At 48.7% G+C, this 23,487-nt stretch carries 16 protein-coding genes and 2 tRNA genes; 6 read left to right on the plus strand and 12 right to left on the minus strand.

Features of this window, described 5'->3' with window-relative positions; genetic code table 11:
• Nucleotides 1–561: 561 nt before the first annotated feature.
• The 5 genes from BP869_RS10490 to BP869_RS10510 all read right to left on the minus strand — a co-directional run bounded on the left by BP869_RS10490 (nt 562) and on the right by BP869_RS10510 (nt 11,901).
• Nucleotides 562–5,880 (minus strand): DEAD/DEAH box helicase, encoded by a 5,319-nt coding sequence (locus tag BP869_RS10490; RefSeq protein WP_342679461.1) that lies wholly within the window; start codon nt 5,878–5,880, stop codon nt 562–564.
• Complete coding sequence (locus tag BP869_RS10495; RefSeq protein WP_342679463.1) at nt 5,873–6,913, minus strand: hypothetical protein; 1,041 nt, start codon at nt 6,911–6,913, stop codon at nt 5,873–5,875. Before BP869_RS10495 ends, BP869_RS10490 begins: the two co-directional genes overlap by 8 nt.
• A 4-nt stretch (nt 6,914–6,917) precedes the next feature.
• Nucleotides 6,918–9,425, minus strand: a complete 2,508-nt coding sequence (locus BP869_RS10500) for a hypothetical protein (RefSeq protein WP_342679465.1) — start codon at nt 9,423–9,425, stop codon at nt 6,918–6,920.
• Nucleotides 9,425–11,023 carry a hypothetical protein gene (locus tag BP869_RS10505; protein WP_342679467.1) on the minus strand — a complete coding sequence of 533 codons (1,599 nt, stop codon included), beginning with the start codon at nt 11,021–11,023 and terminating at the stop codon, nt 9,425–9,427. Before BP869_RS10505 ends, BP869_RS10500 begins: the two co-directional genes overlap by 1 nt.
• Before the next feature lie 437 nt (nt 11,024–11,460).
• Entirely contained in the window at nt 11,461–11,901 is a 441-nt protein-coding gene (locus BP869_RS10510) for a nucleoside deaminase (RefSeq protein WP_342679469.1), read from the minus strand.
• Between the two features lie 38 nt (nt 11,902–11,939).
• On the opposite strand from BP869_RS10510, the gene BP869_RS10515 reads away from it, so the two are divergent.
• The 3 genes from BP869_RS10515 (at nt 11,940) to BP869_RS10525 (ending at nt 16,481) form a co-directional block, all read left to right on the plus strand.
• Complete coding sequence (locus BP869_RS10515; protein ID WP_342679470.1) at nt 11,940–13,520, plus strand: hypothetical protein; 1,581 nt, start codon at nt 11,940–11,942, stop codon at nt 13,518–13,520.
• 281 nt (nt 13,521–13,801) lie between these two features.
• Entirely contained in the window at nt 13,802–15,274 is a 1,473-nt protein-coding gene (locus tag BP869_RS10520) for a hypothetical protein (protein ID WP_342679471.1), read from the plus strand.
• Between the two features lie 730 nt (nt 15,275–16,004).
• Complete coding sequence (locus BP869_RS10525; RefSeq protein WP_342679473.1) at nt 16,005–16,481, plus strand: putative immunity protein; 477 nt, start codon at nt 16,005–16,007, stop codon at nt 16,479–16,481.
• Nucleotides 16,482–16,485: 4 nt separating this feature from the next.
• On the opposite strand, the gene BP869_RS10530 is transcribed toward BP869_RS10525, so the two are convergent.
• Nucleotides 16,486–17,187 (minus strand): alpha/beta hydrolase, encoded by a 702-nt coding sequence (locus BP869_RS10530; protein ID WP_342679475.1) that lies wholly within the window; start codon nt 17,185–17,187, stop codon nt 16,486–16,488.
• A 334-nt stretch (nt 17,188–17,521) separates the two neighbouring features.
• Between BP869_RS10530 and BP869_RS10535 the strand changes: the two genes are divergently transcribed.
• Complete coding sequence (locus tag BP869_RS10535) at nt 17,522–17,725, plus strand: type II toxin-antitoxin system HicB family antitoxin (protein ID WP_342679477.1); 204 nt, start codon at nt 17,522–17,524, stop codon at nt 17,723–17,725.
• A complete protein-coding gene (locus BP869_RS10540) occupies nt 17,722–17,949 on the plus strand; it encodes a type II toxin-antitoxin system HicA family toxin (protein ID WP_342679479.1) in 228 nt (75 codons plus the stop codon). The genes BP869_RS10535 and BP869_RS10540 overlap by 4 nt, the downstream gene beginning before the upstream one ends.
• 132 nt (nt 17,950–18,081) lie before the next feature.
• On the opposite strand, the gene BP869_RS10545 is transcribed toward BP869_RS10540, so the two are convergent.
• From BP869_RS10545 to BP869_RS10555, 3 genes are all read right to left on the minus strand, one after another.
• On the minus strand, nt 18,082–18,411 hold the full coding sequence (locus tag BP869_RS10545; protein WP_342679481.1) for a hypothetical protein: 330 nt from the start codon (nt 18,409–18,411) through the stop codon (nt 18,082–18,084).
• On the minus strand, nt 18,384–18,872 hold the full coding sequence (locus BP869_RS10550; RefSeq protein WP_342679483.1) for an NAD(P)H-dependent oxidoreductase: 489 nt from the start codon (nt 18,870–18,872) through the stop codon (nt 18,384–18,386). The genes BP869_RS10545 and BP869_RS10550 overlap by 28 nt, the downstream gene beginning before the upstream one ends.
• A 215-nt stretch (nt 18,873–19,087) precedes the next feature.
• Entirely contained in the window at nt 19,088–21,148 is a 2,061-nt protein-coding gene (locus BP869_RS10555) for a heavy metal translocating P-type ATPase (protein ID WP_342679485.1), read from the minus strand.
• Nucleotides 21,149–21,393: 245 nt separating this feature from the next.
• On the opposite strand from BP869_RS10555, the gene BP869_RS10560 reads away from it, so the two are divergent.
• Nucleotides 21,394–21,711 carry a hypothetical protein gene (locus BP869_RS10560; protein ID WP_342679487.1) on the plus strand — a complete coding sequence of 106 codons (318 nt, stop codon included), beginning with the start codon at nt 21,394–21,396 and terminating at the stop codon, nt 21,709–21,711.
• A 197-nt stretch (nt 21,712–21,908) separates the two neighbouring features.
• On the opposite strand, the gene BP869_RS10565 is transcribed toward BP869_RS10560, so the two are convergent.
• The 3 genes from BP869_RS10565 to BP869_RS10575 all read right to left on the minus strand — a co-directional run bounded on the left by BP869_RS10565 (nt 21,909) and on the right by BP869_RS10575 (nt 23,440).
• Nucleotides 21,909–22,940, minus strand: coding sequence for a hypothetical protein (locus tag BP869_RS10565; protein WP_342679489.1), 1,032 nt, complete (start codon nt 22,938–22,940; stop codon nt 21,909–21,911).
• 216 nt (nt 22,941–23,156) lie between these two features.
• Nucleotides 23,157–23,230 (minus strand) — tRNA-Val (locus BP869_RS10570).
• 139 nt (nt 23,231–23,369) lie between these two features.
• Nucleotides 23,370–23,440 (minus strand) — tRNA-Gly (locus tag BP869_RS10575).
• Nucleotides 23,441–23,487 lie beyond the last annotated feature (47 nt).

Genomic DNA, 23,487 nt, shown 5'->3' on the forward strand with positions numbered 1-23,487 from the left:
CATAGCGCGGGCCGAAGATCTTGGTGAGGTGTGGCCCACGGCCGGCCACGTGTCGTTCATGAAGCGGCCTCAGGGGAAACTGCTCTCGATAGCGATGGCAGTGTAGCCGTGCCTCTCCACCAGGCGCTGGAAGAGTTTGTTGCGGAGCAGGAGGCTCTCCTCGCCGCCGTGGAGCGCCTCTCCGAAGCTGAGCAGTTCGACCGACGGATCGAGGGAGGCGATGAGCGTGCCGATGGCGGCGTTGAAGGTTTCGGGCGAGTCGATGGAGAGCGGGATTGCTTCTTGTTGGAACCGCGTTTAGAGTGTGGTGTGATCAGGTTTCATCTCCCGGATTCAGGATGGTAAGACCCTAAAGAAAATTCCTTGCTCTTGTTGAGGTCCCCTCTGATCCTGCGCAGGATCGCAGGTTTTCTGCCCCCATGTATCGTCTGCTGGGGACTAACATGAAGCCTTATCCTTCTTGAAAATCCTCTGATAGGATCCAGAACTGGGAGTGACACACTATGTAGAAATTGTTAGGGATAGTTCCTGCAGAGCAGGAAAATTAATTTTTGGAGGATTCTAATCTCGCAGGAAGTGTTTTATAATCTTATCTACCTCTTCAAAGGCTTTTGGGAGTGCATTTTTTACTACCTTATCTGACAAATATATGGTGCTATCTTTCTTCTCTGATAGGAGCCACATAGCAGGATACACCACGAATTGGATTGATTTGTTCGGTAAAATAACTGACATGCTCCCTTTCTCGGGGGGTAATTGAATCTCAGGATGAGCATCAGCAAGCAAATGTTTGAGTGGGATGATAATTTCATGTTGCTCATCGATGCTCAAGGGTTTTGGGAGGTTGCCATATCTACCCCAGCTCAGGAGATCAAGGGCTGCAAGACGATCCAATTTTTCATGCACTCTCTGGTTCCAGTAATGTTTGAGACAAGAGTGACATGCTGTAGCACACCTTTTGTCGCAGTTCAAGACATTCTGAATATTCTGGAGTAGTGGATCAATCATGCTCCAAAGGCCAGTGGCGTATCCCGCTCCACTTGATAGACTGTCATAGATGTAAATATCAACAAACGTTTTATCTTCCGTTTCGTGAACTCTGTGACCACCTTTAATGTCTTTGAAATCAACATCCAGAGTCCGGCTTGCAGCAAGTAAGAAAGCCTCGGTGAGTGTTGTTGCAGCGCTTGATATCCACATTCCGGAGTATTCGGTGTTTATTAGGGACTTATCCAGTTCAAACTCAAAGACAATCATATCTGTTGCAAATGTGTGACCAAGATACACATTTACCGGATCATGAATGCACCTTGCACCTTGGATAGAGTATGGTCGGCCAATATTCTTCAATACTTTTGATTCGGGATCCTCATCACTTTGTTCTGCAACCTCTGCAGCACCGCACTTCTGGCATACATTAAATCCGTGTCCTTTCACGCCCTTGTTGATGATTCTGATCTTATCAGATCGGACTGCGGCCATTATGTGCTGACACCCAATGTCTTTCATGTCATTGCGGTCAGGTGTTGCAAAATAGCATGGCTCCTCTGCATATGACTGTTCAATTTCTGCGTGTGCTTCTGGGATTGGCTTTCCGTCTATGGGAGCAAAACCCCATGGTCGAAGCATCTTCCGTTTCTTCTCTTCTGAAATTGGTTCTCCACAGAATGGGCACACTCCCCCTATTGGATATTTTGTATCAGTCCAGCCACATTCTGGGTTTGGACATAGATACAAATCGGACAGATAATTAGGATCGTCAAAGTACGGTCGTGCTTGATTTTCACGCCTATTGCCTTTTCTGAACTTTGAGTGGAAACTGTATATGCCGCCGACTTTGTAGGTTTCTTTGTTTACAACGATTACTTTTCCTGGGGCATATTCACTAATTGCAATGTCAAGTGAACGGTCTGGTCTCTGGATTATCTTATTCCCAGATCCGTTTTCAATGTAGAAACCTACAACGTTTTGGGGGAATGAGTAGGTTGGTAAGATCCCCTCAAAACTCAAGTGATCCAGAAGACTGGTTTTTTGTTCTTTTTCCGCTTTGCCCTCGTAAAGGTCGCGGTTTTTGAACACATCATCTCGGATTCTCTCTAATTCTCTTATGAGTTCTGATATAAATTTCTGATGAGAACTTTCATCTGTTTTTTGGATAGATAGAATTGTTTCCTCTAGTTCTGGTTTAAACCAGAATGTTTTCAGAAACTCTATAAACTCATTGTAGTAGTTATCGAAGAATGATAATACTGGATATTCGTACAAATCCGTCCCTTTTTCATTCAAAAATTCACATAGGATAAGCAGATTCACATGACGCTGAAGGAGTGTATTATTGTCTACATCAATCCATGGGCTGCTGACATCTCCTGAAATTATTTTCTCGGGATGATTGAAGTACCAACCGTCATGGGGGCCATTTTGAGCATAGGTGACAATTGTTGATATTGACGTTCCGCGTCTTCCTGCACGTCCTGCTCTCTGCTGGTAGTTCTCTCGCATTGGTGGAACATTCCGAAGACTGATCGCTGTCAGAGACCCGATGTCAATACCTACTTCCATCGTTGTTGTACAACTCAGAACATCAATTGGAAACTCATCGTCCAAGACAAGGTTCTGGAACCGCATCTCGTAATTTTCTGTCGTAGACCATATGTCATCCCGCTGATCTTTGTAGGATAGTTGTGCCGTATGTTCTTCCGTATTGATGGTATGAATCAATTTCCCAGAACCTTCAGCGATTGCATCAAGAACAGGGTCTCTCCAGAACTTGTATCGTTCAAGATCCTGATCACTCATCTCATAGATATCAGGTGAACCACAATGTGCACATTTCCCGAACAGAGTGTATGGGAAAATATTGGAACAGGTTCTGCAGCGGTACCACTTATGTGTGTCCTTGAATTTTAACGCAATTTTTTCCAAAATCAGGAAATATCTGCCTTCCTCCTCTCCACTTCCGCGATCAAGGAAGGTGTTGGAAAGTATAGACACAATCCAATCAATCTGATGATACGTATATTTATTTGCCAATATTTTCTTGAATCTGGATGGTACTTTTTTTAGGTCTTTTTCCTTTACACCAAACCTGCTGCCATATTTACGAAGGGAGATATTGTACCGTATTTGATCTGAAATCTGGTTTCCGATAGCAAATGAGTTTGTACAATGATAGTGGGCCCAAGCAGCAAAAAGGGCAATAAATTCCTCTTCAGACATCTGGATGTCATGTTCCTTGAATGATTCAAGACAGCCTGTAATATCATCCTCGTAACTGGGTTCCATCCAACCCAATCCAAGATCTGTCAAAGACCTGAAAGGTGAACAGAGATTTTTCAGGAGTTGTTCAGAAAACAGTCCTGGCTTGTTCCTGTAATCATTAGTGATTCTATCATATATTATCGGTTTTTTCTGTCTTTCTGCTCTTTCAATAGTACGTTTGATCTTTTCTAGATCTTTGTTAAAGAGGGTCTTGTCCCCTCCATAGAATAGACGTAAATGATTTTGGTATGATATTTCCAAAAATGCGGGATAGAGCATATCAAGTGTGACAACATTATCATTATCCTTGGCCCACTCCTGCAATCGAGTGGCCGCCAGAACTAAAACAGCTCTTGCAGCCTGATCATCTGCTGTCCGGGTCATATCTTTGGCAAGTACCGCCGCTCTTTGTCTACTGTCTGAGAAGACAAGGACTTTCCTCCCGGCATTTGGTTGTTGTTTAAGTTTTTCTTCGTTAAATAGTGCAGGCGGTTGAACCGACAGTTGTGATGAAACAATGTTGTAAAAAGGTTCATTTCCCTTCGTAGAAAAATCGGAAAGTGCGTAATTCCTCAATTGTTTTTCACACTTGGGACAGGAGTAAAATGTCAGTTGTTCTGGCTTTCCTTTTACTGGCTTAAGAGAGTAGCAAACCTCTAAGAATCCATCTTCTTCGGCATGAATGTTGTTAAAATGGATGAAACCAGTCTTTGCATCAAGCCACCCGTAACGGATATCTCCCTTTTTTCTATGATAATTCTGCGGGATGATGTAGAGATGTACTTCCTTCAACTCTTTCCCAAATATTTCTCCGTGAGTACGCCAGAGATAGTTCTTTTTCTTGGAATCCCCCCCATTGAGCAAGTATCCTTTGAGGAATAGGGCTCCACATCTTCTATCATTGACTAACTCATAGATTTTTCCACCGCAGTGAGGGCAGGTGTCCCACTCACTGTCTGAGTAAATCTTACCGAGAGTGATACCGTCGCCAGCATGCTTTTCTGGGCAGTTCGGATTTGTACATGCGTACAATCCCTGTAGGCCACGAAAAAACATGTGAAGTCTTGCAGGAAAGAGAACCTGCCTGTCTTTTTTAGCAAGTGGTAGTAGTGATAGAAGAACTTGTGTTGCCGAAAGTGCATTTTTGGTATCATCATGTGGGAACGCAATCTCTGCAAGTTCGGTGATCCCGGTAGCGTTTCCTGCTGTTTGATTTATTATCCGTTGTATGGGACTGTATTTTGGCAATGTTTCAAATAACCATACTTCTAGTTCCTTGATAGTATCATATGGGGGCCTTGTCCCATCAATTTCTTGGAAAAATCTGTGGATTGCTAGTACTTTTGTTGTATCATCAAGCTGGAAATCATCTAGAGGGAAATTACTTATCTTATTTGCAGAGAAATCAACGGGATTTAGGAGATCGATCTTTTTATTTGTTCCAATTATTATCGAGAATGTATCCTTCTCCGATGAAGTGATCTCCCTTAGATATTTTTTTAGTTCGATTTTCTTTTCCTCGGTATCAACAGGAATACTTGCGCTGGTGAGAATAAACCGTACTTTATCGCGCGTAATTCCTAACTTGTACATTAGCCGGCGAATGAGGAGGGCCACCTCTCCTCCCGCCGATCCACGGTACATATGTGCTTCATCGATGACTATCAGGAGTTTGTTCTCCGGAGATTCGTTTAACCAGTCCTTTGTGTTTGACCAGAATGGCTGTTCGATCTGCCGAATCAGCATGTATTGGAGCATTGAGTAATTTGTGACGAGAATATCTGGGCAATAATCCTGCATTTCCTTACGGGTGATTAATTCCGCATCCCGCAGAGCAGGTTGATGAATCCCCTTTTTTAGATTTGCAGTATAGGTTTTCAGATCATATTTTGAGGGATACTTCCCCAGCGATTTGAGCTCCGCGATCAACTCGGGACTACGGTCGATCAGGTCGCGTTCCAGTGTTTTTGCCAGTTCTGTATTCTTTTCTTTTACAGGTTCACCGGGATATGGTGTCCTACCCGTGTACATTCCGAATTGAGGAATACGAGTATGTGCGCCACCAGTATACTCCGTAAAAAGTGTGTAATATTCTCCACCGTAGTCCCCGATCATTTTCCGCAAACGACCAATCTGATCTGCGACCAGTGCATTCATTGGGTAGAGCAGCAACGCCCTAATGCCTCTTTTATTCCACGAATCTGGACATGTTTTTGCTTCATTCGCAAGATTTGCGACAAGAGGCCACATGAAACACTCGGTCTTTCCAGAACCTGTGCCTGTTGTCACCAGAATGTCGCTCCCTTGGTAAAACTCTTCAAGCGCCTTAACCTGGTGACTATAAGGATCTTTGAAAACCCCTAAATTTTTGGTACTCATTTGAAAAAGGAAATCCTTGATATTTTGAGGGATATCGGCATTAATCAATCCATCTTTTGATATCTGGTATGTTTGATTTGATTCTATGTAGGGATCTTTGTAAATTGAGTCTTTTTCATCTAAAAGATCTTTTGATGCGCTCAAAAGAAGATCGTTCTCACCAAAGTATTGTGCCCCGATGTAGTCCTTCAATTTTGCAACAAGTTCATGGTGTATATGTTGAGCACTATATTCAGCCATTCTGTATCACCCGAATGTTTAGATTCTCCAGAAGTTTTGTGACGATTGGAAGGAATACAGGCGATGTAATAAATTCTGTTCTGTCCAGAATGTTTCGAACCGGCCAAGCTATCATGTAGAGCAACATTTCCTCTCTCCCGGGAAGAGTAGAGTACAGCTTGATTTTGATTGCGTCTTTGTAGGTCGTTATTGTGGCCTGTACCTGATTATCATTCAAATGTCGAAGACCATACATGAATCTACGAACTTCGTGTGTTTTTATGATGTAATCCGGAAATGCCAGGGTATATATCTTGTCATTTTCGTTTTTAGCAATTCCATAGTCAGCAAGGTTATTTCGATACACCGTTAGTTCCCACGGATGATCCAGTGATTGTTTCCAGGAATCAGAGAAGATTAGTTTTGAAAGCGGGTCAAAATATTTTCGAACATCAGATATGATGGGGTTTAGTGTATATTTCCCATTAGCATATCTACTGTACTCAAGAACGGTGTCTTTTGCATCAATTTGTGGTATCAAAAAAAGTTCTTCAAGCGAGTACGCATTTTTTTCGGAAATCCTATTAACATACCATCCAAGCCCATGTATCTCTCCATCTTTTCCGAATGATGTTCCGCGGAGTAAAAACAAATCATCGGCAATTCTTGCGAATTTATCTGGGGGTAATTGAATTGTGTTGTCCGGTCCAGATACAAGAAATCCAGCGTATTCCAGTCTCTCTTGGATCTTTTTTGCTGGCTGAAAATCCGGTTTATCCTCAGGATAAAACCATTTCTTCACGTCTGGATAGAGATCTAAATAGGCAGAAAGGATGATATTGCATTTTCTGGTCACATGATGTTTTGTGTACAGTGTGTCTTTTGTGTCCTGATATTCCTCTCTGTCCTCAATACATCTGTCTAAAACTGCTGTTTTTATCCATTCTGAAATGGCGGAATAAAGCACCCGGGCAATATAGGCGTTTTTGTCTTCACAGGAAAAGCGAGATATCCCCAGTCCCTGTGCTATAATCTCATGGGGATATTGGATCATAGAGTTATTCTCCTCCAAGGAGTCCCACTATGATCTCTTTGAGGTCTTTTCTGCTAAGATTCTCTAGTCTTTGGTTTAGTTCTTTTGTAGTCCCTAACAATTTGCAATATGATGCAAGCTCCAGAAGAAGTACCCCCTCCACGTTTTCTTCATCTTTTTCGTCATCTGTTTCGATAAAATCAGAGAGTATTGCAGTTCTAGTCAGATTGTACCCATTTGTTGTATTCAGTCCTTTTGAAATCTTAACTGCTCTCTGATACAAATCCTGAAATCCCTTTGAACTTCTTTCGATAGTTACTGTACAAATCCCAGGATACAAGGCATTGGCTGCAATGGAGGTTATCATATCTTCTGAATTGATGAGGACCATATATCCTAGGGCACTTGGCGGAAGTATTCGCATGTTTTCTGAGAAATCAAGTGAAAACAGGATGTATTTTTCGGGGTTTTCATCAAGAATGTCCTTTGCGAGATGCGTATAACAATATTCGTCAATGGAACCGATGACATTTTGAAGAAGAACAATATTTCCTCTACTCTTTTTCACAGTGTTTAACAGTGAAGAATAGTTGTTGTAACCAGTTGGAACAGAAATAACCTCAGGTGTTTGTGAGTGGAGTGTAACTGAAATGGCATTAGCCATGAGATTTGCCTTACATCCTGTAAGGAGGAGAGGAGTTCTTGTCACATATGCTCCAGCAATGAGCTTAGCTAAGATCTCAGCATATTTATTGTCAGTTCCAATGTTCTGAAGATTGTTCTTCAGATCATCGATTAGATCTTTTATATTCTCACTCTCGATCGGTTCTGATCCGTGACAATCTTTTGCCGGCTGCACTAAAAGATCTGAATTTGGCGAGGAGGCAACACTTATTTTTTCGTAATCCTCTGATGGAATTACCCCTTTAAACAGCGCCAAATCGCCGAGGAAGTTCCCTGGATTATGCTGGATGCTCCTAAGTTTCTGCTCACAATAGGTTTTTAACTGGTCATTTATTTTTTCTAAATCTTGCTTCTTTTGTTCCAGTTGCGAGAATTTTTCTTGAATCTGTTTTTTTTCTGAAATATCTTTCTCAAGTTGTTTCTTTGATACTTCTAATGAGTCTATGTCCTTCTGGATTTTGCGAGTTTCCTCACGGAGTGACTCAAGATCTTTCTGGATAGTGTTCTGTTGATCCGCTCTAAACTGTTCGCCCTCTTTGGCGATCGCCTGCATTTGTTCTTTTTTAAATGCAACAATTCCCTCATCGGCAATCTTTTTTAGATCTTCTTTGTACCTGTGGGGTTCCTGTTTTATGTGGCATTCTTGCTCTGATCTGAGTCTTTCCCCTTCTGATTCAACTGTTTTCTTGAGTGATTTTAATGCATCCGTTTCAGCTGTTTTTTCCGCATTTATTACAAGTATTTCACTATTGATTTCATCGATTATGTTCTTTAGGTCGCTAACTTCTCTCTCTAAAGCCTCTTTCTGCTCAAATAATTCTTGATTTGCGATACGTTGTATTTTATCAACGTATTCTTCGTTGATCTTCGGGACGTTTTCAATAACCCCTCTTACAAACTCCTCAACTTTATCGTCAGTATTGAGATATGCATTTATTATGTCAGTTTGTAACTCTAACCTTTGCTTTACTTCTGGAGACAGTATAAATTGTGGCTGTAATTCTGGATTTGATAGGGCCTCGGTGACAATTTTGTTCACGAGTTTCTTCTCACCCTCTGAGTAATTCAAGCGAGATGCGATGCGGTAAAAATATCCTGCAAAACGAGTTGAATCATTATGGAGGATAAGAGGATCTAACTTATCCTGCTGACCGAATTTCATTTTTTTGTAGATGAACCTTCGAGTCAGGTCTGAACTGTTATCTGGGATTGAATTTGTGTATACTGGATCAAAAGAATCAATAACGTCTGCTCTTATGATTCTATATCGATCCAATGACCTTCTGTCGGTTACAAATAGCAACTCATTATACCGTAGACAGGATGTTGCTCTCGTTATTTCAACACAGAAGTAATGTTCTTCATCGCAGTCATAGACTACGAGGAGGTTTTCTGAAAATGTATCCGGGACAACAATACCATTCTCCAACATCTGTGCGAGTGCATCCTCAGAATCCATCACCAGTCTCCTATGTCGTAGGGATCCTGGCGAAGTTTCAGGATTCTGCAAGAAGATTAACTCGTAATAATTATATTTGCAAGGGGGTTTAGGATGATGTGAATAGGGGGCTGCGTCATAAAACTCAGAGTTGGCATTTTCTTTCCACATCCAGATGCCTACATTGTCATGCCCCCATTGATTAGAATTTTCCTCTAACTTAATCGGTATGAGCATGTGCCCGTTGTCTGGATTGGTGTAGATCGTACCTATGGTATTTACTCGACCTTTTTTACCCCACTCATTTGTGGAAATGTCTGCTATCCTCAAGATTTTGAAATTATGGTCGTCAAATTTCACCGAAATCCCGATACAGCAACGTAATTTGAAATCTTTTTTTGGATTTGCCATTACTTTTCAATCTCCTGATAGAATTCAGAAATAAGATGGTCGTACGCCTTCTGTGGTATTTTACCAGATCGTAATGTCTGGCTGAGATAACTACTGACTTTAGGATACTTTTCAAGATGGTCCAGAATATATTTCACTTTCACGGGGGTCGATATAAACGTACCTCTCATTAGAATGAGTTCCTGATACGTTTCTTCGTCTTTCTTTACCGCGTATCTTCCCTTTGGCTGGATGTGTTTGGGAATGCTTACCTGATGTATCGCGTCAAGTCCATGAAGTACGCAAATATTATCTCCTTCGGAGAGGTTTGGAAATGCAAGAATAGTCTGTTCATTCCAGTAAACACTTTTTAGTTGTTTTTCTGAGTAATGATAAATGTCACATTTACAGTCTGACTTGAAGGATAAGTTTGCTCTACCCTTGAGGGAGAAGGAGTCTCCATTTTCAAGTGTTTTTTTTGCGTAATCAAGTGTTATTTTTGGAAAGAAGTACTGAAATATTTCTTCCGGATATTCGCATGTGAGGTGAGCCTCATATGATCCATCAGAGGATTTGACGTGTGTTGGACCCCTGACAGAGTGGCATAACAACAATCCTGCTGCTTTAGTTGGTATTTTTTTAAGTCTGCGAGATTGTCCATCCGTATCCTGATAATAGAATGTGTCTGTTTGTGCCTGGTTGAGGACGGTCGCTGGTTTACTGTAAATTTGCCTCTTTCCAACCTGCACATGAGGAGGCCAGAGGGGGATTAGGGGGGGATGCCACTCGACAAGCGTGACTCCTAAGTTGTCTGCAAATTCTATGGCCTCTTCGGTAACTTTGGTAAACTGCACTCGGTAGACCATCCATTTTGATTCGAAGCCATATGAATCTCCTTCTAATTCCCCTACTGGCTCGTATTCGAGAAAGTCTTCAGTGTCATCTGGTATTCCAAAGGCTGTTGCAAAATAGTAATATTTGTCTGTGTTTATCTCTCCGTTGTTTGATATACAACGAGCATAATTTTTACTGTATCTAAACAGTGCCCCCTCTTCTGGAAGTCCTGATAGATCCTCCCCCCACATTTTAATTATGTCGTGACCGACTGGTGATTCGCTGTATTCGAGAGAGTAATAATCATATATCCACTTTAACTGGAGGTAAGTTGTTTCTCCTGGAATTAATTGATTAGAGAGGATTCTGTTCTCTTTAAGTTCTGCATTATTAGGATTAATGATTCGTACTATGAGTTTTTCATTTCTGGCAGCTAAAACAGTCTTCTCTTCCAATGGAGGAAAACCAAGAAAAAGCCCGAAGTTTCCACCTATCTTCAAAATATAGATCCGTTTTGGACGTTGCCTTAATTTGCGTTCCTCTTGTTGCCTCTGATATTGAACCGCATATACGCTATCTGAATAGTTGGGGCAGGTGTAATTTTTTGGATTATTGGGGCAGTGTCTAAAATAGGTTCTTTCCTCTCCACTTGCTAATATTACTGGTTCTCCACACGCAGGGCAAAATAAAAGCCTGCTATTGGATAAATGGTGGTTATTTACAAAATTTTTGGCGTAGACTAACTCTTCATGTCCAGAATGCCTCTTCCATATTGCATAATCCACTGAAAGTCCCCTTCAAGAACGATGTATTTCTTCGGCCAAGATAATATCATCGAATTAAATTTCATGCCGCTCTTTTGTCTCATCATATGAATAGAGTTGTCGAGTTCTTGCCATACTCAAATGAGTGCGTTTTTTGTGCTAATATCGTGAGTGTCTAGAACGCGTACCCTTCCTCCTTCGATTTTAAAATGCATGAAAAGATGGTTAACTGCTTGAACCGGAGAGGATGTCCTACAAAAATTGCGAAGTTAAGGCAATGTGAATTATAAACTGCGCCGGAGAAAATTTCCTTTATATTCTCTTCTAGGGTGTATTGAACCCCTGCACAGATCATGATCCAATTGTTGATGATCTACAGACACGCATCGTCAGTGGCCTATTACCTGGTGCTATCGGAGATGACGACGCCCCCCATTCTCTCTCTTGATATGACCCCTCTACTCCTCCCCGATATCCTCGTTCCACAACTCTGGATTCGCGGCGATGAACTCGGTCATCAGGCGCACGCACTCCTCGTCGTCCAGGACGACCACGTCGACGCCCCGGGTTCGGAGGTACTCCTCCGATCCCTGGAAGGTCCGGTTTTCGCCGATCACGACCCTGGGTATTTTGTAGAGGAGGACCGTGCCGCTGCACATGTCGCAGGGGGAAAGAGTCGAGTACAGCACCGCCCGGCGGTAATCCTCCGGCTTGAGCCGGCCCGCGTTCTCCAGGCAGTCCATCTCGGCGTGTAAAATGGCGCTGTCCTTCTGCACCCTGCGGTTGTGTCCCCGGCCGACGATTTTGCCGTCGATCACCAGCACCGAGCCGATGGGGATCCCGCCCTCGGCACGTCCCTGTCTGGCCTCTTCGATGGCGGCCTGCATGAATTTGTCCATTGAAACGACACCCGGATAGAGAAAGTGCGTGACGGCCCATGAACATTCCGGTCACCGAAACTGCCGGGGTCGAGCGGTCGGGCAGGGAAGCAACCAAAACTATTTCTCACCTGGATAGTATTCCAACCACAAAAGGGGGGAAATCTGTGAGACGGTATATTCTATTGGCATGTCTCTGTGTCATGCTGGCCGGGCATGGCCTTGCACAGACAGGAGAAACAGGTGACGTGGATGCTTTCCGGCAGATACTGGAACAGGACAACTTCAGCGTGCAGGAAGGCGGGATCGGGCATTTCGATCTCATCAAATTGTATGACGCAGGAGCGCTGCCTTCTGCATATGGAAACAATCCCGCGACAAAGTATCTGGCATATTTCGTTCCGCCGGCACCCGGGGGTACGATCGACGAACAGATAGCAGAGATAACGAAAACGCTTGGAATGAGCGGGAACACATCTGCATTCTGGAATCTCGGTCCCGACGAAGCCGTTATCTTCGTAGGACAAACGCCGCCGGAGTGCAGGTACTTCGGGTACGATAATTATCTCATGAGCAGGACATATGGCAACGAGACCAGGTGGATCTTTGCCAACATGGGCGATTCGCTGAACAACCAGATCATCAAGACGAAGGGGTCGCCTGGAGACCCGTTCAACCAGACGACGATAGTCGTCGCCACGGCCGACAGGGGCATCGACGAGCGCATCCGTGCCGCCGCCCGATCGGCGGGATATTCGGACGACATGATGAACACCCAGGTGTTTCCGTCGTCCATCCTGAATATGGGTGTCGACAACACCTCCGATACGTTCGCCATATTTATCCGCCCGTCCCTCTTCACCGACAAGCAGGTAGGCGACGAGTACATCGACAACACGTCTGCGACCATCCTCCGCGTGACGCCGAAAAACACGACCCAACTCGACCCGTATGAGTCTCCGGATATGCGGGTCAAGGGAACCGGGAAGACGGAGCTTGACCTTACGGACGATCTCAACGACCTCAGGAACGCGATTCTCGAGAAGTACAGCAACCTGAGCGCCACGGAGCTTCCGACGGCTCCGGGGTTCCCGCAAGGGATTGACGCTATCCAGCGGGGGATCGATGCCGTAGGCCCGAGCAACGATGCAACATATTTATGGAGCGCAAACCAGGCTGTCAATTCGCCGACGCCGCCCTTCTTCGACACCACGCAGTACTATGACTTCCTGCGAAACCCGCCGCTCACTCTCGGGAACGATACGAATGAATTCATCATTGTCTACGGGGTCAACCACGTCGCCACGGGCAAGGCGACGTACTCGAGCTTCACTCTCAATGGAGCGGATGTGTGGAATGGTGTCGGATCGATCACCGACGCGGACTTCAGCGGAACTGCCGAGGAGTATCTCCCTGACAATCCCAACGCGAAATACCTGTATGTCTACAAGATCGCGAGGGACTGCGAGGGTGACCCGCACTGCTTCGAGCTTCCCTCTGGTATAGGAAGTTACGGCATCGAGCCCGACCAGCCGATCTTCATTCTCTGGAGGAGCTACCTGGAGAGTGCTACGAAAACAGCCCCGTCCTACAACGAGATCGTGTACGACAGGGCCATAAAGTTCGAGCCGGCGGGTTAGGACTGGAAGAGGCCGGGAGAATCCCGGCTCCAACCAGTTTATTCGGCTCTGGAGAATTCGGCGTGAACCTTCGTTTCAAGCACACGCGATTGAACATTTTCTGAGCAGCGCTCCAGCGTGTGGGCGGATCCCTCTCCTTTTTCAGGGTCAGCATGCGGTAGGGGACCATATATCGGTTGTTTGCCTGGATGACAGAATGCACGAGTAGAGCAATCGGACCGGGATACAACCAAAACTATTTCTTGCCCGGATGGTATTCCACCCCCAGAGGGGGGAAGAGTTTGAGACGGTACATCCTCTTTGCAGTTCTCGTGGCCATGCTGGTAGGGCATGGCCTTGCACAGACAGGAGAAACAGGTGACGTGGATGCTTTCCGGCAGATACTGGAGCAGGACAACTTCAGCGTGCAGGAAGGTGAGATCGGCTATTTCGATCTCATCAAACTCTATGATTCAGGGGTGCTGCCTTCCGCATATGGAAACAATCCGGCCACAAAGTATCTGGCATACTTCGTTCCGCCGGCACCCGGATATCCGGTCGACGAACGGATAGCAGAGATAGCGAAAACACTTGGAATGAGCGGGAACACATCTTCCTTCTGGAATCTCGGTCCCGACGAAGCTGTTGTCTTCGTAGGACAGACACCGCCTGAGTGCAGGTACTTCGGGTACGATTATTATCTCATGAGCAGGACCTATGGCAACGAGACCAGGTGGATCTTTTCCAACATCGCCGATTCGCTGAACAATCAGGTCATCAACACGACCGGAGGCTCGGGAGATCCGTACAACCAGACGACGATTACCGTCGCCACGGCCGACAGGGGCATTGACGAGCGTATCCGTGCCGCCGCCAGATCGGCGGGATATTCGGACGACATGATGAACACCCAGGTGTTTCCGTCGTCCATACTGAATATGGGCCTCGACAACACCTCCGATACGTTCGGCATATTTATCCGCCCTGCCCTCTTCACCGACAAGCAGGCAGGCGCCGAGTACATCAACAATACCCCGGCGACTATCCTCCGCGTGACGCCGAAAAACACGACGGCACTCGACCCGTATGAGTCTCCGGATATGCGGGTCAGGGGAACAGGGAAGACGGAGCTTGACCTTACGGACGATCTCGAAGATCTCAGGAACGCGATTCTTGAGAAGCACAACAACCTGAGCTCCACGGAGCTTCCGACGAGTATCGGATTCCCGATGGGGAATGATGCTATCCAGCGGGGAATCGATGGTGTGGGGCCAAGCAACGATGCAGCGTATCTATGGAGCGCAAACCAGACTGTCAACTCGCCGACGCCGCCCTTCTTCGACACCACGCAGTACTATGACTTCCTGCGAAACCCGCCGATCACCCTCGGGAACGATACGAACGAGTTCATCATCGTCTACGGGGTCAACCACGTCGCCACGGGCAAGGCGACGTACTCGAGTTTCTCCGTCTATGGAGCGGATGTGTGGAACGGCGTCGGATCGATCACCGACGCGGACTTCAGCGGTACTGCTGAGGAGTACCTCCCCGACAATCCCAACGCGAAGTACCTGTACGTCTACACGATCGCGAGGGACTGCGAGGGTGACCCGCACTGTTTCGAACTCCCCTCCGGTATAGGTAGTTACGGCATCGAGCCTGACCAGCCGCTCTTCATTATCTGGAGGAGTTACCTGGAGGGTGCTACGAGTACCGGGCCGTCCTACAACGAGATCGTGTACGACAGGGCGATAAAGTTCGAGCCCGCGGGTTAGGACTGGAAAGGGCCGGGAGGCTTCAGGGCCGATCCCGGCTCCAACCCGTTTATTCGGCTCTGGAGAATCAGGCATGATCCACGGAAGCATACGCGATGAACATTCCTGTGGGCTTGTGGGATGTGCACGGATCCGTGCTCCCTCTTCGGAGCAAGACACCATGCGGGAACACTATCGAATTGCCGCCCCCGGCGCGATCGATGTGGGGAGGCGGTTGAATTATACCGGATCCAGGAAAAGGAGAGGCATTCTACAGGGCCAGAGGGCCATTTTTCTTCTTCGCGCCTGGTTTGCACCGGGCGATATCTCGCTGGCGGCCGTTGTTTGATGATCGGGGATGCATGCAGCGTGCTCTCGGTCGTTTACACCCGCGCCCGGATCACGACCGGGGATCCATCCTTCTCACCGGTGCCGGGTGTTCTCCGGATCGTGTGTAAATTATCAGGGGTAGCTGTACACACTTCTCTCTATGTACTCTGTACACAGATCCCGGTAAGGATCGGCTTTTTTCCTCGGCCGCCCGGTTGCCACCACCCCGGCGCGAACCGGGCGCGAGGGTGCAAGGGTCGGGATCGTCGTCGTCGGTCCGGACGTCCGCCTTCGCCGTCCACTCGAGGCGGACCCGGAGCGTCCTGGAAGGGGTGTATCGATGCTACGGCAATCCCGGTTGACATCTCCCTCCCGGCAGCATATCAAGATACAAAATATGGGACGTTCATAAGAATTGCGTGTGAAAAAATACGCCAGAGACGATCAGATCTCGATGGCAACCTGGGCTGCGGACTGCGCCGAACGGGTGCTTCCGTTTTTTGAGGAGGCGTATCCTGAGGACGGCCGGCCGCGCAATGCCATCGAAACATGCCGGAGATGGGCCAGTACGGGCGTGTTCAGGATGACCGAGATCCGCGGCGCTTCTCTTGCCGCTCATGCCGCTGCCCGCGAAGCGAAAGAAAATGACGCGGCCTGTTTTGCCGCACGTGCCGCAGGCCAGGCGGTGGCGACTGCGCATGTCCCCCAGCACGCCTACGGGGCGGCGTACTATGCCCTGAAAGCCGTGGCGGCGGCCGGGGGTGACGCTGGCGGGGAATGGGAGTGGCAGTCGGAGCGTCTCCCTGGGCAGTTGCGGGAGGAGATGATGGGGAGGATCGTTGTGCTGGAGCAGGGGGGCGGGGTCTCTATTAAATTGAGGAAGGGGGAGGGGTTTTGATAGTTTATTCTCGAAGGCACGTATTGATCCAATTATTTAAGACTTCCAATTGTTCTGAGGTATGAAACCAGTGTTCCCCATTTTTCATAATAGTTAGATTGCAATGAAAACGTTGGACAAATTTTTCTACAACAGTACGATCTGTAAGTTCGTCATGCTCGCCATACAATATTGCTGTTGGAACCTCCCATTGTGTAATCGGGTGATTTTGAGCATAGAGGAGATATTCCCACGAAAGAGTTTGTCCAGAGGAAGTGGGGATAATACGTTCACGCTCAAGCTGTGTTTCCGATACATTTGCCCTGAGCATCATAGTGGAAATAAGTTGTTTCATATCAAGAATAGGGGAAACAAAAAGGCTTTTTTCCAGCAGTTCATTTTCAAAACTCAATATACTGAACCATGCACCGATGCTGTTAGCAAATAGAGAAATGTGTGTCCACTGGCCTTTGATATAGTCCATAACAGACACGAGTTCTGGCACGACGTGCCACGGGTCGAATGAATTTGTTTCTCTTTTGCGTTCTCCATGTTCGGGCAAGTCGATACTCAAAACTTGCCACGCATAATGACTGGCTATATGAGCAAACGCTTCCGCTTCTTCTTTACGCCCGGACTGTCCGTGTATGTATAGATATAATTTATTTGAGCGGGAACCCCAGAGAATTGCTGGAATCCCCTGAATTTGAAAGCATTTCTTTTCCATAACTCCTATTGTTTTTGCTATTTGATCTAGTCTTAATACCTATGTGATTGTCATTAAGAATTGAAGTCCGCGACGGAGCAACACCTGCCTCTTCGAGGAGTTCCATGACTCATACCACGCCTCATTCCGTAGTGATCATAGCAAGCCCTTCTCATCTTCTGCATCTGCACCAGTTCAACCGATCTCCCTCAGATCCTTTCGTATCTGCCGCCGCCTGCATTTTCTCTTCGTTTTACCACACCCGTCAGGCAGCGTTCGGTGGGGGATCGATTGGCGTAATCCTTTGTATGGCGGGGCAATTAAGTATAAATTTCCGGAATTGGTAGGTTATAGTATGAAACTGCGTGTAGTGCTTGAACCCAGTGAGGAAGGAGGATACACCGTCTATGTACCGAGCCTTCCCGGCTGTATCAGTGAAGGCGACACGAAGGAAGAAGCACTGGAAAATATCAGGGAAGCGATCGATCTGTACCTTGAAGTCGTTGATGACGATCTTGTGTTTAACGAAAAAGCCGAGCAAATTGAGATCGCCGTATGAACAAAGTGCCTGCTCTGAATTATGACAGAATTGTTGCGGCACTTCAAAGGGATGGGTGGGTTGTGGTCCGCCAACGGGGCAGCCATATCCGCCTGCAAAAGCACCTCCCTGATAAAACACTGAAACTGACCGTACCCATGCATAAACCGGTCAAGCGTTCTACCTTATCACACGTTCTCAAGCAGGCCAATATGACTGTCGAAGACCTGAATCGCTTGCTCTGAATCCGGAGTTCCCGTTTTTTGGCACATCGTAATTTTTTTACTCCCCTCTTCGCCGTTCACTCCACCAATTGAGGAGTTTGAGAATTTTTGTTGCGGACCTCAAGCCTGCATTCATTCTTCCCCTGCACCGGTTCAACCGATCTCCCTCAGGTCCTTTCGTATCTGCCGCCGCATGTACCATTCCGCGAGCGTGCCCAGGACATGGTAGACCGGATTGACCGGCACATCCACATAATAGCGTCGTCCCTTCTGGAGCCACCCCTGCTCGATCCAGTAGGCGTGATCCGCAGGGGCCCGTTCGCCCAGTTCGTCGCAGGGGGCTCTCCCGATATGGAACGCCATCACGTCGAACAGTCCTGGCCTTGAGCGCGTCTCCCTCCGGAGTGCGGCGAGAAAGGCCCCTGCCGCCGCCTGCAGCTTCTGCTCGTTCTCCCTTACCCGGTGGCATGGGAGGTGATCCATGCCTGTGCGGCGACCTCGAAGCCCCAGATGCGGGCCACGGCATTGAGGTATTCCAGCACGTCCTTGTTCCCCATCACGCCGGCGCTGGTGAGAAGGAGTGCTTTCTGCCGGAAGAAACGGGGGCGGTGGAAGATGTATGCGTGGCGGTCGATGAACACCTTCATCAATCCCGAGACCTGGAAGCCGTAGACCGGGGTGGCAAAGACAACCCCGTCCGCGTCATGCATCTTCTGCTCAAGGAGGGCTGCGTCGTCCTTGATCGGACAGTGCTCCTCCCCCCGCTCGAAGCAGGTATAGCAGCCGCGGCACTGCTCCAGGTTGACATCCCGCAGCATGACGTATTCCCAGTCCACCGGTGCGTTCTTCTGGAGGATCTCGCGGATCCGTTCGGCTGCGTGGTATGTGTTCGCCCTCCGGGGGCTGCCCATGATGACGAGAACCTTTAGGGGCCGGTTTTCCATGGAGAAGTAAAGGGACACCTCGTACATAGATTTTTTTTCGTGGAGCCGCGGGGAAGTGGTTTCAGTCATGGCTTCGGCCGGTTCGCCGGAACGGGGTGGAAGATCGATCCGCTGCAATCCATGGATCCCCTTCGTGCAGAAAGAAAAAACCGTGGCTCAAAAAATATCCCGTATCGGTGTTTCCTCTCTCTCTCATTTTTGTCCCGTACAGACGTTTATCGGTGGAGCGTCCTCGCATTGACGGCCACGATCACGGTACTTGCGCTCATCAGAACCGCCCCCATCGCCGGCGTGAGAAGGATCCCGTACCCGATCGCTATCCCTGCAGCGAGCGGGATGGCAAACGCATTGTAACCCGTCGCCCAGAAAAGGTTCTGGACCATCTTTGCATACGTCTTCTTTGAGAGGTCGACGACTCCCACGACGTCCCGGGGATCGTTCCTGGCGAGCACGATATCCGCACTCTCGATTGCGACATCGGTCCCGGCGCCGATCGCAATGCCGACATCTGCCTGTACCAGTGCCGGTGCGTCGTTGATTCCGTCGCCGACCATTGCGACGATATGGTCTTCCTGGACCTCTCTGACCTTCTCGGCCTTCTCGTGCGGGAGAACTTCGGCGAAGTACTGGTCAAGCCCGAGCTCCTCGGCCACCCAGCGGGCAACATACCGATTATCTCCAGTCAGCATCATGCAGTGAATTCCCATCTGTTTCAACTGCGTGATCGCTTCACGTGACTCTTTTCGGATGATATCCGCGAGTGCCAGGGCCCCGATCACGGTGTCGTCTTCGAGCAGGAAGACGACCGTCTTCCCCTGTCTTTGCAGTGCCTCCACCCGTCCGTCGTCGACGGCGATCCCCTGCTCCTCCACGTATCCGGGGCTTACGACCTTCAGGTGTCGACCCGAGACGACCGCCTCGACGCCTTTTCCCGGGATAGTCCTGAAATTTTCCAGATATGCCAGTTCCAGCCCCTCTTCCTGTGATCTGCGGATGATGCCCTGTGCAATCGGGTGCTCTGACCGCGCCTCCAGGGAGGCGGCCAGCCGCACCACCCCGTCCTCGCCGAGAGGACCGAATGAGATGATGTCTGTCACGCCGAACCGCCCCTCGGTCAGAGTTCCGGTCTTGTCGAAGATGATGGCCTGGATGTCCTTTCCCCGTTCGAATGCCTGCCTCTCGCGGATGAGAAATCCCGACTGTGCCGCGAGCGCCGTCGAGACCGCAACCACCAACGGGACTGCAAGTCCGAGTGCGTGCGGGCAGGCGATCACCATCACGGTGGCCGCCCGCTCGACGGCAAACCCGGTGTCGCGGGCAAGGAACACCCAGGCAACGAATGTCAGTGCGCTGACCGACAGTGCGATTACCACGAGATAGAATGCCGCTCGATTTGCGAGGTCCTGCGTGTGGGACCTGCTCTCCTGTGCCCGACGGACCAGTTCGACCACCTGGTTGAGGTACGTCTCGGCGCCGACCTTCCGCACCTCAACGACGAGCGAGCCTTCGCCGTTGATGGAACCCCCGATCACCGATGTTCCGGTCTGTTTGGCGATCGGTTGCGACTCCCCCGTCAGCATTGCCTCGTTGACGCTGGAGTCCCCCTCGATCACCACGCCGTCGACGGGGATCTTCTCGCCCGGCTTCACCAGAACACGGTCGTGGACGATCAGTGCCTCGACCTGCACGTCCTCGACGGAACCGTCTTTGAACAGATGCGCCTCCCTGGGGAGCATCTGTGCCAGATCTTCGAGGGCACGCGAAGCGCCGAGCACCGACCGCATCTCGATCCAGTGCCCGAGCAGCATGATATCGATCAGGGTGGCGAGTTCCCAGAAGAACCCCTCGCCGGGCATGCCGAAGATCACCGCGGCGCTGTAGATGTAGGCGACGGTGATCGCGACTGCGATCAGGGTCATCATCCCTGGTGTCCGACTTTTCAGTTCTTTTACAATCCCGGTGAGGAACGGATAGCCGCCGTAGAAGTAGACTGCGGATGCGAGGATCAGGACGATATAGTCTGCTCCCGGGACCTCGACGCTGAACCCGAGGAGCGTCTGGATGGTCGGCGAGAGGACGAGGATGGGAACCGTGAGGACGACCGAGACGATGAACCGGCGTTTGAAGTCTTCGAGGGCATGGCGGTGGTCGCCCCCTCCGCTGTGCTGGTGGGTCTTCGGAGGTCCGCCTGCATGCTCTGCGGGAGTTATCTCTCCCTCTTCATGCATCGGCCGGTCGTGTGCATGATACCCGGCAGGGGTGTGTTCATGGTCCATCGCCTCCCCCTGGCCCGCGTGGGTATCTAAAAGTATCGGACATCTACCCCCTCAGGATGGTTTCCGCACATCGGTGTCCTGCCGAGTTACTCCGGGTCGAGATGCCGATCGTCTTCTCCAGATAAGAGTGTTGCGGAGAGGGAACCTCTACCGCACTTCTTTGGGATTCTCCCTATGCAATCAGCAAATGTAAGTGACAAAGTTTTTAGGACAATGCTGGAGTGAACTCCTCCTGGGGGATGCATATGGATGTTACTACCGCAGTGTTGTATGTGGTTCTGGGTGCCATACTGGGCGCAGTCGGACAGGGGACCAGGTCAATTGTTGGAATCAAGAAGAGATCGGATCAGGCAGCGGTGAAGAATGAAGAGATGAAGGAATGGTTCGATCTGAATCGACTCCTGTTCAGTCTTATTATCGGTGCAATCGCGGGCAGTTTCGCTGCTGTATTCCTGGTCGGAATGGAGATCGGTCAGGAGTTTCTCCTGGGCCTGATTGCAGCAGGATATGCCGGAACCGATTTCATTGAAGGAATCATCGAGACGAGGCTCCCTGCCCGATAGACCGTTCATGTAGGTTGGGGAAAAGGGATTCCGAGGGCGAGGATGGATCTGCTGTAATCCATGGATCACCTCCGTGCAGAGAAAAAACCGCGGATCAAAAAAGATCCGCACACTTTTCGTAGACCACGGAGGAGCTAGTTTCGGTCATGGCTTCGGGGTCCTGTTCTTTGCCATACGAAGACTTCCCTCATCACCGATTAGTATTCACACCTGCGAGTCAGAGCCTGAGTTGCACACCGCAGACTTCCGCCCTGTCCGTTATGAACCCCGAAATACACCGGATAGACGGAAATCCCACGCTTTTCCAGTTCTTCCCGGATATATTCATTGTCATTGTGATCGTTGTAGGACATGATGTAATGACTTTCGTCAACGGGCAGACCATTGACGGCCAGCCTTGAGGCAGCTTCCAGAGACACCGTTATTGTGTCAAAGTCTTCAAGCGCTTTCGGGATGCCTTCTGCAAACGCTTCAGGACAGAGAATTGCAAGTCCTCTTCTGGGAACCGAAAGCACACAGTCGAGATGGAGAATCTCAGGCACCAATGGCACACGCATTACATTGAAGGCGTCACCCAGGAAATTTTTCAGCCAGCGATATCCGGCTTCATTTGAACCCACAGCGGGATTCATCGAGTTTCCCACCAGGATCGTGGTGCCGAGAACAATAACATCGCCACCTTCGAGCAACGGTGTTTCGTCGCCGGGAATTGCCAGTGGTTCTGTATGCGGCATGGCAACCCACCTGACGCCGTCAACGCATTTTTCCCGTAAAATTTCACTGAAACCTGAGATGTCTGTTTTTCTGATTGGAGTTCTCAGATTGCATTCAATAACGGTGTTTCCGATGATCACCAGATTGTCACGGGGAAAATCCTGAGAGTATCCGTTTATCAGGATTTTTTCGCCATAGTTCTCCCGGATGAATTCCGGAGTTATCTCTTTTGGGCGAAGGACCTTTACCCCGAGTTTTTTCAGAACAGCGATAAAGGCCTGAGTTTCTTCTTCAAGCATTTCGGATTCGCTTTTCCCCGTATCTGGGTGGATCATATCTGCAAAGTTCATTCCGGCCGTTTCCCGGGCATAGGCGGCTTCATCCTCCGGCAGAATCCGGAGAGCATTTTCAAACCATGGTGCCTTAAGGTCCGGTGTCATTCCGGTAGATAATCCTACGATCACTTCCCGAAGTTTTCCATATTCGTAGTCTACATAGATTTTTGCGTCTTCCATATGTTTTTCCACTTCCCTGGGGACCCGTGTCAGGTACTCTGAAATGAGTCCCTCTCCGGGGTTACATTGTCGGTTCAAAGTAGTTTGGACAGGGAGTATTTATAAAACACATGGAATATAGTCGCGTTCGCCTGATGAGAATGGATACATCTCAAAATCAGCCTTCATGTATCGGCGGATATTTCCCGGAACCTGCAAAGAATATGAAAAAGAAGATGGGCCCGCTGAGATTCGAACTCAGGACCTCCGCCGTGTGAAGGCGACGTCATAGCCAGCTAGACCACGAGCCCTCGTGTTCGTACATCATTGGCGTAGCGTCATAATAAACCTTCTTCCTCTCCGCCCGCCTCCCGATGCGACAGGGGAGCGTGACAGGGCGGGTGCGCACGAAGAAAGGTGGGGCAGTGCGGAAGCGGTGTCAGAAAGGAATGCATCGACCGGGAATTGAACCCGGGCTATTGGCTTGGAAGGCCAAAGTCATGCCACTAGACCATCGATGCAGGGGTACCGTACGATATTCGCACCGATGACATAAAATGGTATTGCC

The organism is Methanofollis sp. UBA420 (assembly GCF_002498315.1).
Classification (GTDB): domain Archaea; phylum Halobacteriota; class Methanomicrobia; order Methanomicrobiales; family Methanofollaceae; genus Methanofollis.